At 51.0% G+C, this 14,463-nt stretch carries 13 protein-coding genes; 8 read left to right on the top strand and 5 right to left on the bottom strand.

Annotation, left to right across the window (positions count from 1 at the left end):
* Positions 1 to 7: 7 nt before the first annotated feature.
* The 3 genes from ssuD to ssuE are packed head-to-tail and all read right to left on the bottom strand — an operon-like array spanning position 8 to position 2,692.
* Entirely contained in the window at positions 8 to 1,153 is a 1,146-nt protein-coding gene (ssuD, locus tag OGX98_RS05780) for an FMNH2-dependent alkanesulfonate monooxygenase (RefSeq protein ID WP_045441337.1), read from the bottom strand.
* On the bottom strand, positions 1,150 to 2,124 hold the full coding sequence (locus OGX98_RS05785; RefSeq protein WP_045441338.1) for a sulfonate ABC transporter substrate-binding protein: 975 nt from the start codon (positions 2,122 to 2,124) through the stop codon (positions 1,150 to 1,152). The genes ssuD and OGX98_RS05785 overlap by 4 nt, the downstream gene beginning before the upstream one ends.
* Positions 2,117 to 2,692 (bottom strand): NADPH-dependent FMN reductase, encoded by a 576-nt coding sequence (gene ssuE, locus OGX98_RS05790; RefSeq protein WP_045441339.1) that lies wholly within the window; start codon positions 2,690 to 2,692, stop codon positions 2,117 to 2,119. Before ssuE ends, OGX98_RS05785 begins: the two co-directional genes overlap by 8 nt.
* 244 nt (positions 2,693 to 2,936) lie before the next feature.
* On the opposite strand from ssuE, the gene pyrD reads away from it, so the two are divergent.
* Complete coding sequence (gene pyrD, locus OGX98_RS05795) at positions 2,937 to 3,947, top strand: quinone-dependent dihydroorotate dehydrogenase (protein WP_045441340.1); 1,011 nt, start codon at positions 2,937 to 2,939, stop codon at positions 3,945 to 3,947.
* A gap of 166 nt (positions 3,948 to 4,113) precedes the next feature.
* The gene (zapC, locus tag OGX98_RS05800; RefSeq protein WP_045441341.1) at positions 4,114 to 4,656 is read left to right on the top strand and encodes a cell division protein ZapC; all 543 of its coding nucleotides are present in this window, start codon (positions 4,114 to 4,116) and stop codon (positions 4,654 to 4,656) included.
* On the opposite strand, the gene OGX98_RS05805 is transcribed toward zapC, so the two are convergent.
* Positions 4,653 to 5,762, bottom strand: coding sequence for a YcbX family protein (locus OGX98_RS05805; RefSeq protein WP_286594954.1), 1,110 nt, complete (start codon positions 5,760 to 5,762; stop codon positions 4,653 to 4,655). The two genes, zapC and OGX98_RS05805, sit on opposite strands and share 4 nt — an antisense overlap.
* 98 nt (positions 5,763 to 5,860) lie before the next feature.
* Here OGX98_RS05805 and rlmKL point away from each other — a divergent pair, with 98 nt between their 5' ends.
* From rlmKL to rmf, 6 genes are all read left to right on the top strand, one after another.
* Positions 5,861 to 7,969, top strand: coding sequence for a bifunctional 23S rRNA (guanine(2069)-N(7))-methyltransferase RlmK/23S rRNA (guanine(2445)-N(2))-methyltransferase RlmL (gene rlmKL, locus OGX98_RS05810; protein WP_286594955.1), 2,109 nt, complete (start codon positions 5,861 to 5,863; stop codon positions 7,967 to 7,969).
* Between the two features lie 12 nt (positions 7,970 to 7,981).
* Positions 7,982 to 9,889, top strand: coding sequence for an ABC transporter ATP-binding protein (locus tag OGX98_RS05815; protein ID WP_045441344.1), 1,908 nt, complete (start codon positions 7,982 to 7,984; stop codon positions 9,887 to 9,889).
* Positions 9,890 to 9,903: 14 nt separating this feature from the next.
* Positions 9,904 to 11,157, top strand: coding sequence for a membrane integrity-associated transporter subunit PqiA (gene pqiA, locus OGX98_RS05820; protein WP_045441345.1), 1,254 nt, complete (start codon positions 9,904 to 9,906; stop codon positions 11,155 to 11,157).
* Between the two features lie 4 nt (positions 11,158 to 11,161).
* Positions 11,162 to 12,802, top strand: a complete 1,641-nt coding sequence (gene pqiB, locus OGX98_RS05825) for an intermembrane transport protein PqiB (RefSeq protein ID WP_045441346.1) — start codon at positions 11,162 to 11,164, stop codon at positions 12,800 to 12,802.
* Entirely contained in the window at positions 12,799 to 13,362 is a 564-nt protein-coding gene (gene pqiC / locus OGX98_RS05830) for a membrane integrity-associated transporter subunit PqiC (RefSeq protein WP_048221746.1), read from the top strand. Before pqiB ends, pqiC begins: the two co-directional genes overlap by 4 nt.
* 256 nt (positions 13,363 to 13,618) lie before the next feature.
* Positions 13,619 to 13,786, top strand: a complete 168-nt coding sequence (gene rmf / locus OGX98_RS05835) for a ribosome modulation factor (protein WP_003035871.1) — start codon at positions 13,619 to 13,621, stop codon at positions 13,784 to 13,786.
* Between the two features lie 107 nt (positions 13,787 to 13,893).
* Here rmf and fabA read toward each other — a convergent pair whose 3' ends face one another.
* Positions 13,894 to 14,412: a bifunctional 3-hydroxydecanoyl-ACP dehydratase/trans-2-decenoyl-ACP isomerase gene (fabA, locus tag OGX98_RS05840; protein ID WP_010429339.1), complete on the bottom strand. Its 519-nt coding sequence runs from the start codon at positions 14,410 to 14,412 to the stop codon at positions 13,894 to 13,896.
* Positions 14,413 to 14,463: the final 51 nt, after the last annotated feature.

The raw sequence follows: 14,463 nt of genomic DNA on the forward strand, positions 1-14,463 counted from the left end.
ATACTCCTTAGCTTTGAGCGGCTTTACGCGGGATAAATTCATTAGCTACCGCTTCGCCTTGTTGATGCAGGTGCTGGGGTTGCGGTATTTCCGGGATCGCAACATCCAGATGCGGGAACAGCAGTTCACCGACTCTCCAGGCTTCCTCCAGGTGCGGATACCCGGATAAGACAAAACTGTCGATACCCAGTGCGGCATACTCGTTAATACGTGCTGCAACTGTGGGACCGTCACCAACCAGCGCCGTGCCTGCGCCTCCACGCACCAGACCTACGCCAGCCCACAGATTTGGGCTAATTTCCAGTTTGTCGCGCTTACCGTTGTGCAATGCCGCCATTCGATGCTGGCCGACAGAGTCCGTTCTCAAGAACGCAGCCTGAGCTTTTGCAATAGTTTCATCATCAAGATGGGCTATCAGACGATCTGCCGCCTGCCACGCCTCTTCAGTGGTTTCACGTACAATCACATGCAGGCGAATACCGAAACGGATCTTGCGTCCCTGTGCCGCTGCTTTTTCCCGGACCTGTTCAATTTTCTCCTTCACCAGTTCAGGCGGTTCACCCCATGTCAGGTAGAGATCGACCTGTTCAGCGGCAAGATCCTGTGCCACATCGGAAGAACCGCCAAAGTAAAGTGGAGGATGAGGTTGTTGTATCGGTGGAAAAAAGAGCTTCGCCCCGCGAACGTGAATATGTTTGCCGTTGAAATCCACGGTTTCGCCCTGCAACAGACGTCGCCATACCCGAGTGAACTCAGCAGAGGCTTCATAACGCTCAGTGTGATCGAGAAAAACACCATCACCCGCCAGCTCTTGCGGATCACTACCTGTAACCAGGTTAAACAGCGCCCGACCATTAGACAGTCGGTCAAGCGTTGCGGCCTGGCGAGCGGCAACCGTTGGCGACGTCACGCTTGGACGCAGAGCGACCAGAAATTTTAACCGCTGCGTAACCGGGATCATTGAGGCGGCGACCAACCAGGCATCTTCGCATGAGCGACCAGTTGGGATCAGTACGCCGGTAAAACCCAGACGATCGGCAGTTTGCGCGATTTGTTGCAGATAACTGTGATCGACCGGACGTGAACCTTCTTCTGTCCCCAGATAGTGCCCATCACCGTGTGTAGGTAAAAACCAAAACATATTCAGACTCATAATTTTGCTCCTGCCTGCTGAGTGGGTTGCCAGATGCGTTGGCGAATATCGATTTTTTTCGGTACCAGACGGTTGTCATAAAACAGATCGGCGGTTTGCTGCTGTAATGCGGCGACTGTGGTACTGACGGGCGTAATGGTGGTTGGTGGGCGATGATCCAGCCAGGAGGCAATAACCGGTTCTGGCAGCCCAATGGTTTTAGCCAGCAGCGTGATGCTCTGCTGACGTTGGCTGAGCGTTAAGGCATCGGCCTGGCTAAAGGTGTCGAGGACGCCGAGGATAAAAGCGCCATTTTTCTCGGCATAAGGACGTGCGGCGAGATAAAAAGAACCGGTCTGCTTGAGGTCGGTACCGTCTTTCAGCACGCGAACGTCACCTTGCAGCAAGGCTGCGGAGTAGTACGGATCCCAGATAGCCCAGGCATCAACGTTTCCCTGTTCGAAGGCGGCACGGGCGTCAGCGGGCGTCAGATAAGTAGCTTGAATGTCGGTAAATTTCAGCCCGGCCTGTTGCAGGGCACGGAGCAGTAGATTGTGTGAACTTGAGCCTTTCTGGAAGGCGACTTTGTGTCCTTTCAGTTCTGCAACGGTTTGAATTGGGCTATTTTTCGGCACCAGAATGACTTCGGCTTTCGGCTTGGCGGGTTCGACGCCCACGTAGACCAGGTCGGCTCCGGCAGCCTGGGCAAAGATCGGCGGAATATCACCGGTGCTGCCCAGATCGATGCTGCCGATATTCAATGCTTCCAGCATTTGCGGGCCGGCTGGAAATTCTACCCAGGAGATTTTCGTCTGCGGATAGCGTTTTTCCAGTAGCTGATGGTTTTTTGCCAGCACCATGCTGATGCTACTTTTCTGATAGCCGATACGCAGTACGTCTGGCGCCGCGTCTGCGGCGTGAGCCAGTGTTGACAGAGAAAGCAGTCCGCTCAGCGCCAGCCACGAAGTGTGACGCTTTAGTAAATTAAACATGGGCCGCACCTCGCAGAGCGTTCAACGGTGGAAGTTGCACATCGCGGCGATGCAACGCCAGCCAGAAAGTGTCGAGCGCGCTGTCCAGGCGCAATTGCAGGTTTGGCGTAAACTGCGGCTTATGTTGATAATCGATGATCTGCGAATCGTCGGCAAAAACGCCGTGCAGGATCTCCTGGGCTTTGAGTGCGCTCAGCACCGGTTTCAGCGCGTAATCGACAGCCAACAGATGTGCAACTGTGCCGCCGGTCGCCAATGGCAGAACAACTTTTCCTTCCAGCGCGCGTTCAGGAAGCAGGTCGAGCAACGTTTTCAGAGCGCCAGAGTAAGCGGCTTTATATACAGGAGTGGCAACAATCAGTCCGTCAGCATCTTTTAACTGTTCGATAAACGCCTTCAGGGCTGGGCTGTCAAAGCGTGCATAGATCAGATCTTCTGGCTCAAAATTGTGAAGGTTCCAGTGGTAAACATCGACATCCTGCCCGTTCAGTTTTTCTCGTGCATATTCCAGTAAGGCACTGGAGCGAGAGGGAAAGCGTGGGCTTCCCGCCAGGGTGATAACGCGCATAATTTATAAACTCTCCTTATAACTAATTGTTCGCTTTTATTTAACATTGATAACAATTTGTGCAGTCTGGCAGAGAGATTTTGTTTATCGAAATGATTTATACGGAATAGAAAAGCTGAAAAATGCATAAAACGAACCTCGGGAGGGAAACGTTTGCTATTTATTGCCACAGGTCAATTCCCTTTTTGCTCGCGATCGCACATAATACGCCCCCGGTTTGCACACCGGGAATCCAGGAGAGTTCATGTACTACCCCTTCGTTCGTAAAGCCCTTTTTCAGCTCGATCCTGAGCGCGCTCATGAATTTACATTCCAGCAATTACGTCGCATTACGGGCACGCCGCTTGAAGCGCTTGTCCGTCAGAAAGTACCCGCAAAGCCGGTTACCTGTATGGGGCTGACGTTTAAAAATCCGCTTGGCCTGGCAGCCGGGTTGGATAAGGACGGGGAGTGCATTGATGCACTTGGCGCAATGGGATTCGGCTCGATTGAGATAGGCACCGTGACGCCACGACCTCAACCGGGTAACGATAAGCCGCGCCTTTTCCGTCTGGTGGATGCAGAAGGTCTGATCAACCGTATGGGGTTTAATAATCTGGGTGTTGATAACCTGGTGGAGAACGTTAAGAAATCGCATTTTGACGGTATTCTGGGGATTAATATTGGTAAGAATAAAGATACCCCGGTAGAGAATGGCAAAGATGACTATCTGATTTGTATGGAAAAAGTCTATGCTTATGCTGGTTATATTGCGGTGAATATTTCCTCGCCAAATACCCCAGGATTACGCACGCTGCAATACGGCGAAGCGCTGGATGATTTGCTGACGGCAATTAAAAATAAACAAAACGATCTGCAAGCGATCCATCATAAATATGTTCCAGTGGCGGTAAAGATCGCGCCGGATCTTTCTGAGGAAGAACTGATCCAGGTGGCTGATAGTTTAGTTCGCCATAATATCGATGGCGTTATTGCCACTAACACAACACTCGATCGTTCTCTGGTTCAGGGAATGAAAAATTGCGATCAAATGGGTGGGTTGAGTGGTCGACCGCTGCAATTAAAAAGTACGGAAATTATTCGCATGTTGTCTCGTGAATTAAAAGGGCAACTGCCAATTATCGGTGTGGGCGGTATCGACTCCGTTATTGCTGCGCGTGAGAAAATAGCAGCGGGTGCTTCGCTGGTTCAGATTTATTCCGGCTTTATTTTTAAAGGTCCGCCGTTGATTAAAGAAATCGTCACCAATATCTGAACTTTGCCTTAATCAGACAACCAGGGCTTTATTTCTAGTCCTGGTTGTTTTATATTCCTTTACTGTTGCTTATTTAAACATTTTAGGCTTTTATTATTAGGGCAATTAACGAAGCGGAAAAAGGATACTACCGCGACGGCGATGATTAAGGAAAGGAGAGAAACTGATGCGAATTAAACCTGACGATAACTGGCGCTGGTATTATGATGAAGAGCACGATCGTATGATGCTCGATTTAGCCAATGGCATGTTATTTCGCTCGCGTTTTGCTCGCAAAATGCTCACCCCTGATGCATTTTCTCCGTCCGGTTTTTGTGTTGATGATGCCGCACTTTATTTTTCTTTTGAAGAAAAATGCCGTTACCTGGATTTAGCCAAAGAACAAAAAGCTGAACTGGTGCTTAATGCGCTGGTGGCTATTCGTTATCTCAAACCGCAGATGCCAAAAAGCTGGCACTTTGTAGCGCATACCCTTAACTGGTCTCCGACCGTGGGAGATGCTGCCTGTGTCTGGTTAAGTGATACCGAAGAACAGGTGAATTTGTTAGTGGTTGAACCTGGTGAAAATGCCGCGCTTTGTCTGCTCGCACAGCCTGGAGTCGTTATTGCCGGACGCACGATGCAACTCGGTGACGCCATCAAAATTATGAACGACAGACTGAAACCGCAGATCCCTGCCGACAGTTTCAGCCTGGAGCAGGCGGTTTAACTCTCCAGCCTGATTGCCGTTTTCGGCACACAACTGCAGCAAAGAATCGTCCCGTCATCACCAATTGCTGTTTTTTTCAGCGGGCTGACTTCACCTTCTACCAGTCGAATTCGACAGCATCCGCAAATCCCCGCCCGACATGAATAGGGTACACGGATCCCCTGGTTTTCCAGTTGCTCAAGTAATACCTGCTGATTGTTTCCGCGAAAGGTTTGTCCCTGCCAGTCAATAAGTAGTGTTGCATCAGGAGACTGTTTTTCCGGTACGGTATCGTCAGATTCTGCCGCGCCATAGACTTTAGCTGGGGCGGTTGCCAGGATTTCGACTTCATCGCCAACACGGATCACGCCGCTGTTACGGGCAATGAGGTTTTGACCGAAATCGACGTCGCCGTTATCTGGCGCAGTACGGAAAGTTTGCAGTGTAGCCAGCGGTTCACCAGACGGGTGCTTCTGACCTTTTTCTGGGCTGACGGTGGTAAAAATACAACGGCTGCAGGGTTTGACGACGTCAAAGATAACGTCGCCAATGCGTATAACCTTCCAGGTATCTTCTTCCCATGCCGCGGCTCCCAAGACTACGAGATTGGGGCGAAACTGCTCCATCTTGACGCTTGCCGGGCAGCGCTGTTGTACGTCACGCAGTGATGCTTCATTAGTCAGGAGATAAGGAAAACCATCGGCGAAAGATAAAGGCACGCCAGCGTGGCGTTTTACCCGACGCGTCAGATGCGGACCAACCCAACGCAATTGTACTTCGCGGGAGAAAAAGCCGCTGAGCCACTGGTTGATCTCCACCGGTGCGATACGCGCGGTAAAATGGTTTCCCCAGACTTCCGTTGGTGCATCCTGCGTGGCGAAGTCGGCAAAACGAACCAGTGCGCTACTGCCGTCTGGAGCTGTGAGATGCAGCCCGTCATGCAAAGGTGAGGGGGTGAAGCGTACCATCTGTGGGAACTGTCGGGCGGTGATGAACGTTCCGTCAGGTTCGGTAATCATAAATATGCGATCAAAGGCCAGACCGCTAACGTCTGCCAGGGCGTGTGTAAGCCCAATGCCGCGCATTGATTTAACCGGATGAATAAAAAGTCGGGTTAACGTTACCACTGTAAAGTCCCTCGAACGAAAATAAGCCTTCAACTTTATGACATGCGCGTGAGATTGGCTATAATGCGCAGCAATTTTCCTGGAGTAAATGTGACATTATGAATTCTCTGTTTGCCAGTACGGCCCGTGGGCTGGAAGAGCTGTTAAAAACTGAACTGGAAAACCTCGGCGCCGTGGAGTGTCAGGTAGTTCAGGGTGGGGTCCATTTTAAGGGCGACACGCGGCTTGTTTACCAGAGCCTGATGTGGAGCCGCCTGGCCTCGCGCATTATCCTGCCGATGGGAGAGTGCAAGGTCTACAGCGATCTTGATCTGTACCTCGGTGTTCAGGCAATCGACTGGACAGAGATATTTAATCCGGGGGCTACATTCGCAGTTCACTTTAGCGGCCTGAACGATACGATTCGCAACAGCCAGTACGGCGCGATGAAAGTAAAAGATGCGATTGTCGATGCCTTTACCCGAAAAAATCTCCCGCGACCGAATGTGGATCGCGAATCTCCTGATCTACGTATCAACGTCTGGTTGAATAAAGATACCGCCAGTATTGCGCTTGATCTGAGCGGTGATGGTCTGCACCAGCGCGGCTACCGTGAGCGTGCAGGGCAGGCACCAATCAAAGAGACGCTGGCTGCCGCGATTGTTATGCGTTCTGGCTGGCAGCCGGGGACACCGTTACTCGATCCAATGTGTGGTTCCGGTACGTTGCTGATTGAAGCGGCGATGTGGGCAACCGATCGTGCACCTGGCCTGCATCGTGGCTACTGGGGTTTTAGCGGCTGGGCACAACATGATGAAGCTGTCTGGCAAGAGGTTAAAGCTGAAGCACAGGTTCGTGCGCGTAAAGGACTGGCGGACTATACGTCGCATTTCTATGGATCCGATAGCGATGCTCGCGTCATTGAAAAAGCGCGCAGTAACGCCCGTCGCGCCGGTATTGGCGAGCTGATGACTTTTGATGTCAAAGATGTGGCTAAACTGAGTAATCCGCTGCCGAAAGGGCCGTATGGTACGGTTATCAGCAACCCGCCATACGGTGAACGTCTGGATAGCGAACCGGCGCTGATCGCGTTGCACAGCCTGCTGGGACGCACGATGAAAAACCAGTTTGGCGGCTGGAACCTGTCGTTGTTCAGCGCCTCCCCGGATTTGCTCAGCAGCCTGCAGCTTCGTGCTGATAAGCAGTTCAAAGCGAAAAATGGTCCGCTGGATTGTGTACAGAAAAACTATCACGTTGCGGAAACGACAGCGGAGAGCAAACCTGCAACGGTGGCAGAAGACTATGCTAACCGTCTGCGTAAGAATATTAAGAAGCTGGAAAAGTGGGCGCGCCAGGAGGGGATTGAGTGCTATCGCCTGTATGACGCCGATCTGCCGGAATACAATGTTGCGGTAGATCGCTACGGTGACTGGGTAGTGGTTCAGGAATATGCGCCGCCGAAGACGGTTGATGCGCAGAAAGCGCGCCAGCGTCTGTTCGACATCATTGCCGCCACGCTGTCGGTGTTGGAGATCGCACCAAACAAACTGGTGCTGAAAACCCGTGAACGGCAAAAAGGGAAAAACCAGTATCAGAAGATGAATGAAAAGGGTGAATTCATTGAGGTTAGCGAGTACAACGCGCGCCTGTGGGTTAACCTGACCGACTATCTTGATACCGGTCTGTTCCTCGATCACCGTATTGCACGCCGCATGCTGGGCCAGATGAGCAAGGGTAAAGATTTCCTCAATCTGTTCTCTTATACCGGCAGCGCCAGCATACATGCGGGATTAGGCGGTGCACGTAGCACCACAACGGTAGATATGTCACGCACCTATCTGGAGTGGGCGGAACGCAACCTGCGACTCAACGGGCTGAGTGGTCGTGCACACCGCTTAATTCAGGCCGACTGCCTGGGCTGGTTACGTGAAGCCAATGAACAGTTTGATCTAATCTTCATCGATCCACCGACGTTCTCTAACTCTAAACGTATGGAAGACTCGTTTGACGTGCAGCGCGATCATCTGGCGCTGATGAAAGATCTGAAACGTCTGCTGCGTAAAGACGGCACGATCATGTTCTCCAACAACAAACGTGGGTTCCGTATGGATCTTGATGGGCTGGCCGAGCTGGGGCTGAAAGCACAAGAAATTACCCAAAAAACGCTTTCTCAGGACTTTGCCCGTAACCGTCAGATCCACAACTGCTGGCTGATCACCTCAGCCTGAAAGGAAAAGTAAATGTCATTAATCAGTATGCATGGTGCATGGCTGTCGTTTAGCGATGCACCGCTTCTTGATAATGCAGAACTGCATATCGAGGATAACGAACGCGTCTGCCTGGTTGGCCGTAACGGCGCAGGCAAGTCGACGCTGATGAAGATCCTTAACCGTGAGCAGGGTCTTGACGACGGACGTATCATTTATGAGCAGGATTTGGTTGTGGCGCGTCTGCAACAGGATCCGCCGCGTAACGTGCAGGGTAGTGTCTACGATTTCGTCGCTGAAGGGATTGCAGAACAAGCGGTTTACCTCAAGCGTTACCACGATATCTCGCATTTGGTGATCACCGATCCGAGCGATAAAAACCTGCAGGAACTGGCGAAGGTTCAGGAACTACTGGATCATCACAATCTGTGGCAGTTGGAAAACCGCATTAATGAAGTACTGGAGCAGCTTGGGTTGGAGCCAGACATGGAGCTGGCATCGCTCTCTGGCGGCTGGCTGCGTAAAGCGGCGCTGGGCCGGGCGTTAGTCAGCAATCCGCGCGTATTGTTGCTGGATGAACCGACAAACCACCTGGATATTGAAACCATTGACTGGCTGGAAGGGTTCCTGAAAACCTTCAACGGAACAATTATTTTCATTTCCCACGACCGTTCGTTTATTCGCAATATGGCAACGCGTATCGTCGATCTCGATCGCGGCAAGCTGGTGTCATATCCGGGGGATTATGATCAATATCTGCTGGATAAAGAAGAAGCGCTGCGAGTAGAAGAGTTACAGAATGCGGAGTTTGATCGCAAACTGGCACAGGAAGAAGTCTGGATCCGCCAGGGTATTAAAGCGCGTCGTACCCGTAATGAAGGTCGCGTCCGTGCGCTGAAGGCAATGCGTAGGGAACGTGGCGAACGCCGAGAAGTGATGGGCACGGCGAAGATGCAGGTTGAAGAGGCGAGCCGCTCAGGCAAGATTGTCTTCGAGATGGAGAATGTTGATTACCAGGTTGAGGGTAAACAGCTGGTGAAAGACTTCTCCGCGCAGGTGCAACGTAGCGACAAGATTGCCTTAATTGGACCTAACGGCTGCGGTAAAACGACGCTGCTCAAGCTGATGTTAGGTCAGCTTCAGGCAGACAGCGGTCGTATTCATGTCGGGACAAAACTGGAAGTTGCTTATTTCGATCAACATCGTGCGGAACTCGATCCCGATAAAACCGTAATGGATAACCTTGCTGAAGGTAAGCAAGAAGTCATGGTTAATGGTAAGCCGCGTCATGTTCTGGGCTATCTTCAGGACTTCCTGTTCCATCCGAAACGTGCGATGACACCTGTGCGTGCTCTTTCCGGCGGAGAACGAAATCGTCTGCTGCTGGCGCGTCTGTTTTTGAAGCCCAGTAACCTTCTGATCCTCGATGAACCAACTAACGATCTCGACGTCGAAACTCTGGAACTGCTTGAAGAACTGATTGACGGCTATCAGGGCACCGTTCTGCTGGTGAGTCACGATCGTCAGTTTGTCGATAACACGGTAACCGAGTGTTGGATCTTCGAAGGCGGCGGCAAAATTGGTCGTTATGTGGGCGGTTACCATGATGCGCGTGGTCAGCAGACACAATATGTGGCGTTTAAACAGCCTGTAGCGAAAAAAACAGAGGAAGTTGCTGCCCCTAAAGCAGAAATTGTAAAACGCACGACTAGCAAACTAAGCTATAAACTACAGCGCGAACTGGAGCAGCTCCCCGTATTGCTTGAAGAGCTGGAAGCTAAACTGGAAACGTTACAGGCTCAGGTTGCTGACGCTGACTTTTTCAGCCAGCCGCATGAGCAAACGCAACAGGTACTCGCTAACCTGAGCGAAGCGGAACAAGAACTTGAGCAAGCCTTTGAGCGCTGGGAGTATCTTGAGTCTTTGAAGAATGGCGCATAATTAAAGGAGCACATATGTGCGAACATCACCATGCCGCGAAGCATATATTATGCTCGCAGTGTGACATGCTGGTGGCGTTACCTAGCCTTACGCATGGTCAGAAAGCGGCATGTCCACGATGTGGCACTACGTTAACCGTTGAGTGGGACGCGCCAAGACAGCGTCCCACTGCCTATGTTTTAGCGGCGCTTTTTATGCTGCTTTTATCCAACCTCTTTCCCTTTGTAAACATGAACGTAGCAGGGGTGAGAAGTGAAGTGACGCTGCTGGAGATCCCCAGCGTTCTCTTTTCAGAGAACTATGCCAGCCTCGGGACTTTCTTTTTATTATTCGTTCAACTGGTTCCCGCTTTTTGCTTGCTGACCATCTTGCTGCTGGTGAATCGGGTTCAGATGCCTGGCCGGCTTAAAGCCCGGTTAGCACGTGTCTTGTTCCAGTTAAAAAGCTGGGGAATGGCGGAAATCTTTCTTGCAGGGGTGTTAGTCAGCTTTGTTAAGTTGATGGCCTATGGCGATATTGGCGTGGGCAGCAGCTTCATTCCGTGGTGCTTCTTTTGTATTTTGCAACTACGCGCATTTCAGTGTGTCGATCGTCGCTGGCTTTGGGATGATATCGCACCCATGCCGGTTATTAAGCAAGTTTTAAAGCCTGGCGTTCCCGGTATTCGACAGGGGTTACGTTCATGTTCCTGCTGCACGGCTATTCTTCCTGCTGATGAACATGTCTGCCCCCGCTGTCAGACAAAAGGCTACGTTCGACGTAAAAACAGCCTACAGTGGACGCTGGCGTTATTGTTCACGTCGATCATGCTTTACCTTCCAGCCAATATTTTGCCGATCATGATCACCGATTTGTTAGGGTCAAAGCTGCCGTCAACGATTATTGAGGGTGTTGTTTTAATCTGGAGCGAAGGTTCATACCCGGTGGCTGCGGTAATATTTATCGCCAGTATTCTGGTGCCAACGTTAAAAATGATCGCTATTGCCTGGTTGTGTTGGGATGCGAAAGGGCATGGTAAACGTGACAGTGAGCGGATGCATTTCATTTATGAGGTCGTAGAGTTTGTTGGCCGCTGGTCAATGATTGATGTCTTTGTTATTGCGGTACTCTCTGCGCTGGTGCGCATGGGAGGGTTGATGAACATTTATCCTGCAATGGGTGCTTTGATGTTTGCTTTAGTCGTCATTATGACAATGTTTTCTGCGATGACGTTCGATCCACGTCTGTCGTGGGACCGTGAACCAGAACCAGATCATGAGGAGTCCTGACAGCATGGAATCTAAAAGTGGGGAAGCCAAAGTGCAGAAGGTGAAGAACTGGTCACCCGTATGGATATTTCCGATCGTCACTGCGCTCATCGGCGCATGGGTGCTGTTTTATCATTACAGTCATCAGGGGCCGGAAGTCACGTTGATCACGACCAATGCTGAAGGTATCGAAGGTGGTAAGACAACGATTAAAAGCCGCAGCGTTGACGTCGGCGTGGTTGAGAGCGCGACGCTGACAGATGATTTAACTCATGTAGAGATTAAAGCCCGCCTCAATTCTGGTATGGAAAAGCTGCTGCATAAAGATTCAGTCTTTTGGGTGGTGAAGCCACAGGTGGGACGTGAAGGCATCAGCGGTTTAGGTACGTTGTTATCCGGGGCTTATATTGAACTGCAACCCGGGAATAAAGGTAGCAGACTGGAAAACTATCAACTGTTGGACTCTCCTCCGCTGGCACCACCAGATGCGAAGGGGATCCGTGTGATCCTCGACAGTAAAAAAGCCGGCCAGTTAAGCCCTGGCGATCCGGTACTGTTCCGGGGATATCGCGTGGGGTCGGTTGAGACCAGTATGTTTGATGCGCAAAAACGTACGATCAGCTATCAGCTTTTCATCAATGCACCAAACGATCGCCTGGTGACAAGCAACGTACGCTTCTGGAAAGACAGCGGAATTGCAGTGGATCTCACCTCGGCAGGCATGCGTGTGGAAATGGGTTCTCTTACCACGTTGTTTGGCGGCGGAGTCAGTTTTGATGTACCGGAAGGACTAGAGCAAGGCCAGCCGGTTGCGCAGCAGGCCTCATTTACTCTCTATGATGATCAAAAAAGTATTCAGGATTCCCTGTACACAGACCATATCGATTACCTGATGTTCTTTAAGGATTCGATTCGTGGGTTGCAACCAGGAGCACCGCTTGAGTTCCGAGGTATTCGCCTTGGTACAGTAAGCAAAGTGCCTTTCTTTGCACCGAATATGCGCCAGGTCTTCAACGATGATTACCGCATTCCGGTGCTGGTACGTATTGAGCCTGAACGCCTGAAAGCGCAGTTAGGTGAAGATACTGATGTCGGTGCCCATCTGGCTGAATTGCTCAAACGTGGATTAAGAGGATCGTTGAAGACAGGGAACCTGGTAACGGGGGCTCTGTATGTCGATCTCGACTTCTATCCGAAAGATCCGCCGATTACGGGTGTGCGTGAGTTTAATGGTTATCAAATTATCCCGACTGTTAGCGGTGGCCTGGCGCAAATCCAACAGCGTTTAATGGAAGCGCTGGATAAGATAAACAATCTGCCGTTGAACCCGATGATTGAGCAGGCGACCAGTACACTGACGGAAAGCCAGCGTACGATGAAGCATTTGCAAACCACGCTGGATAACATGAATAAGATAACCGGTAGCCAGTCGATGCAGCAGCTTCCGGCGGATATGCAGAACACGCTGCGCGAGCTTAATCGTAGTATGCAAGGCTTCCAGCCTGGTTCCGCGGCCTACAACAAGATGGTGGCAGATATGCAACGTCTTGATCAGGTTCTGCGTGAACTGCAGCCGGTGCTGAAAACGCTGAACGATAAGAGCAATGCGCTGGTATTTGAAGCGAAGGATAAAAAAGATCCAGAGCCGAAGAGGGCGAAACAATGAAAAAGTGGCTAGTGGTGATGATGGCGGTCTGGCTGACGTCATGCAGCTCCAGTGGAGAAAATAAAAGCTATTACCAGCTTCCCATTGCGCAGGGCGGTGTGCAGAGTACGGCCAATCAGGGGAACCGTCTGCTGTGGGTTGAGCAGGTAGCGGTGCCGGATTATCTGGCGGGAAATGGGGTTGTGTACCAGACCAGCGATGTTAAGTACGTCATTGCCAACAGTAATCTTTGGGCCAGTCCGTTAGATCAGCAATTGCGCAATACGCTTGTCGCCAACCTCAGTATGCAGTTGCCGGGATGGGTTGTTGCTTCTCAGCCTCTGGGAAGCACACAGGACACGCTTAATGTGACGGTGACAGGCTTCCATGGCCGCTATGACGGGAAGGTGATAGTGAGCGGCGAATGGCTGCTGAACCATCAGGGACAGCTGATCAAGCGTCCGTTCCACATCGAAGCCGTACAGACTCAGGATGGCTATGATGAGATGGTGAAGGTTCTGGCTGCTGCCTGGAGCCAGGAAGCGACGGCTATCGCTCAGGAGCTGAAAAGGATCCCTTAAGTTTAAATAATTGTAAATTTTACCGCCTCTGGTTTAGTGCCCGGGGCGGTTTTTTTTATTTTTTTAGCGGTTGAGATAGCTGTTCTGACAGCAAATTTTTGTACAAATGATTTACCAGCTAGCTCACAAATATGACACTGGCGTGAATTTTGCGCATTGACGGGCATGATGTTTCGGGGTATTCGTTTAGTGTGATTGCATACTTAGTAATCACTGTTTTCTTTTCCACCAGACCTAAAAATGAGGGAAACGAGGCATGAAGAGACAAAAACGAGATCGCCTGGAACGGGCACATCAACGTGGTTATCAGGCCGGCATTGCCGGACGCTCAAAAGAAATGTGTCCCTATCAGACGCTGAATCAAAGGTCATACTGGCTGGGAGGCTGGCGAGAAGCCATGGGGGATAGGGTGTTAATGGCCTGATTCTGTCTCTTTAGATAAAAGAAACCTCCGCACGCGGAGGTTTCGCCTTTTTGTAGGCCCGATAAAACGTAATAACGTCGCTATCAGACAGTCTACGCAGTCCTGAATCAGAACGCAGAAGTATCCTGGAAAAGACCTACTTTCAGATCATTAGCCGTGTAGATCAGACGGCCATCAACCAGCACTTCACCATCAGCCAGGCCCATGATCAGACGACGGTTAACGATGCGTTTGAAGTGGATGCGGTAAGTGACTTTCTTCGCGGTCGGCAGAACCTGGCCAGTAAACTTCACTTCGCCTACGCCCAGTGCACGGCCTTTACCTTCGCCGCCCAACCAGCCGAGATAGAATCCAACCAATTGCCACATAGCGTCCAGACCCAGGCAGCCTGGCATCACCGGATCGCCGATAAAGTGGCATCCGAAGAACCACAGGTCCGGGTTGATATCCAGTTCAGCTTCAACATAACCTTTGTCGAAGTTACCACCGGTTTCGGTCATCTTGACGACACGGTCCATCATCAGCATGCTTGGTGCAGGCAGTTGTGGGCCTTTTGCGCCAAACAGCTCACCGCGACCAGAGGCAAGAAGGTCTTCTTTTGTATAGGATTCGCGTTTATCTACCATGTTCTCTGTAAGCCTTATTTTATTGAAGCACGCAGGATAGCTAACACGTGT

Origin of the sequence: Citrobacter sp. Cm046 (assembly GCF_030333065.1) — a bacterium.
GTDB lineage: Bacteria > Pseudomonadota > Gammaproteobacteria > Enterobacterales > Enterobacteriaceae > Citrobacter > Citrobacter murliniae.

Excerpts from the sequence above, each read along its gene's own strand:
- ssuD (WP_045441337.1), bottom strand. The coding sequence starts at position 1,153 with ATGAGTCTGAATATGTTTTGGTTTTTACCTACACACGGTGATGGGCAC.
- OGX98_RS05785 (WP_045441338.1), bottom strand. The coding sequence starts at position 2,124 with ATGTTTAATTTACTAAAGCGTCACACTTCGTGGCTGGCGCTGAGCGGA.
- ssuE (WP_045441339.1), bottom strand. The coding sequence starts at position 2,692 with ATGCGCGTTATCACCCTGGCGGGAAGCCCACGCTTTCCCTCTCGCTCC.
- pyrD (WP_045441340.1), top strand. The coding sequence starts at position 2,937 with ATGTACTACCCCTTCGTTCGTAAAGCCCTTTTTCAGCTCGATCCTGAG.
- zapC (WP_045441341.1), top strand. The coding sequence starts at position 4,114 with ATGCGAATTAAACCTGACGATAACTGGCGCTGGTATTATGATGAAGAG.
- rlmKL (WP_286594955.1), top strand. The coding sequence starts at position 5,861 with ATGAATTCTCTGTTTGCCAGTACGGCCCGTGGGCTGGAAGAGCTGTTA.
- OGX98_RS05815 (WP_045441344.1), top strand. The coding sequence starts at position 7,982 with ATGTCATTAATCAGTATGCATGGTGCATGGCTGTCGTTTAGCGATGCA.
- pqiA (WP_045441345.1), top strand. The coding sequence starts at position 9,904 with ATGTGCGAACATCACCATGCCGCGAAGCATATATTATGCTCGCAGTGT.
- pqiB (WP_045441346.1), top strand. The coding sequence starts at position 11,162 with ATGGAATCTAAAAGTGGGGAAGCCAAAGTGCAGAAGGTGAAGAACTGG.
- pqiC (WP_048221746.1), top strand. The coding sequence starts at position 12,799 with ATGAAAAAGTGGCTAGTGGTGATGATGGCGGTCTGGCTGACGTCATGC.
- rmf (WP_003035871.1), top strand. The coding sequence starts at position 13,619 with ATGAAGAGACAAAAACGAGATCGCCTGGAACGGGCACATCAACGTGGT.
- fabA (WP_010429339.1), bottom strand. The coding sequence starts at position 14,412 with ATGGTAGATAAACGCGAATCCTATACAAAAGAAGACCTTCTTGCCTCT.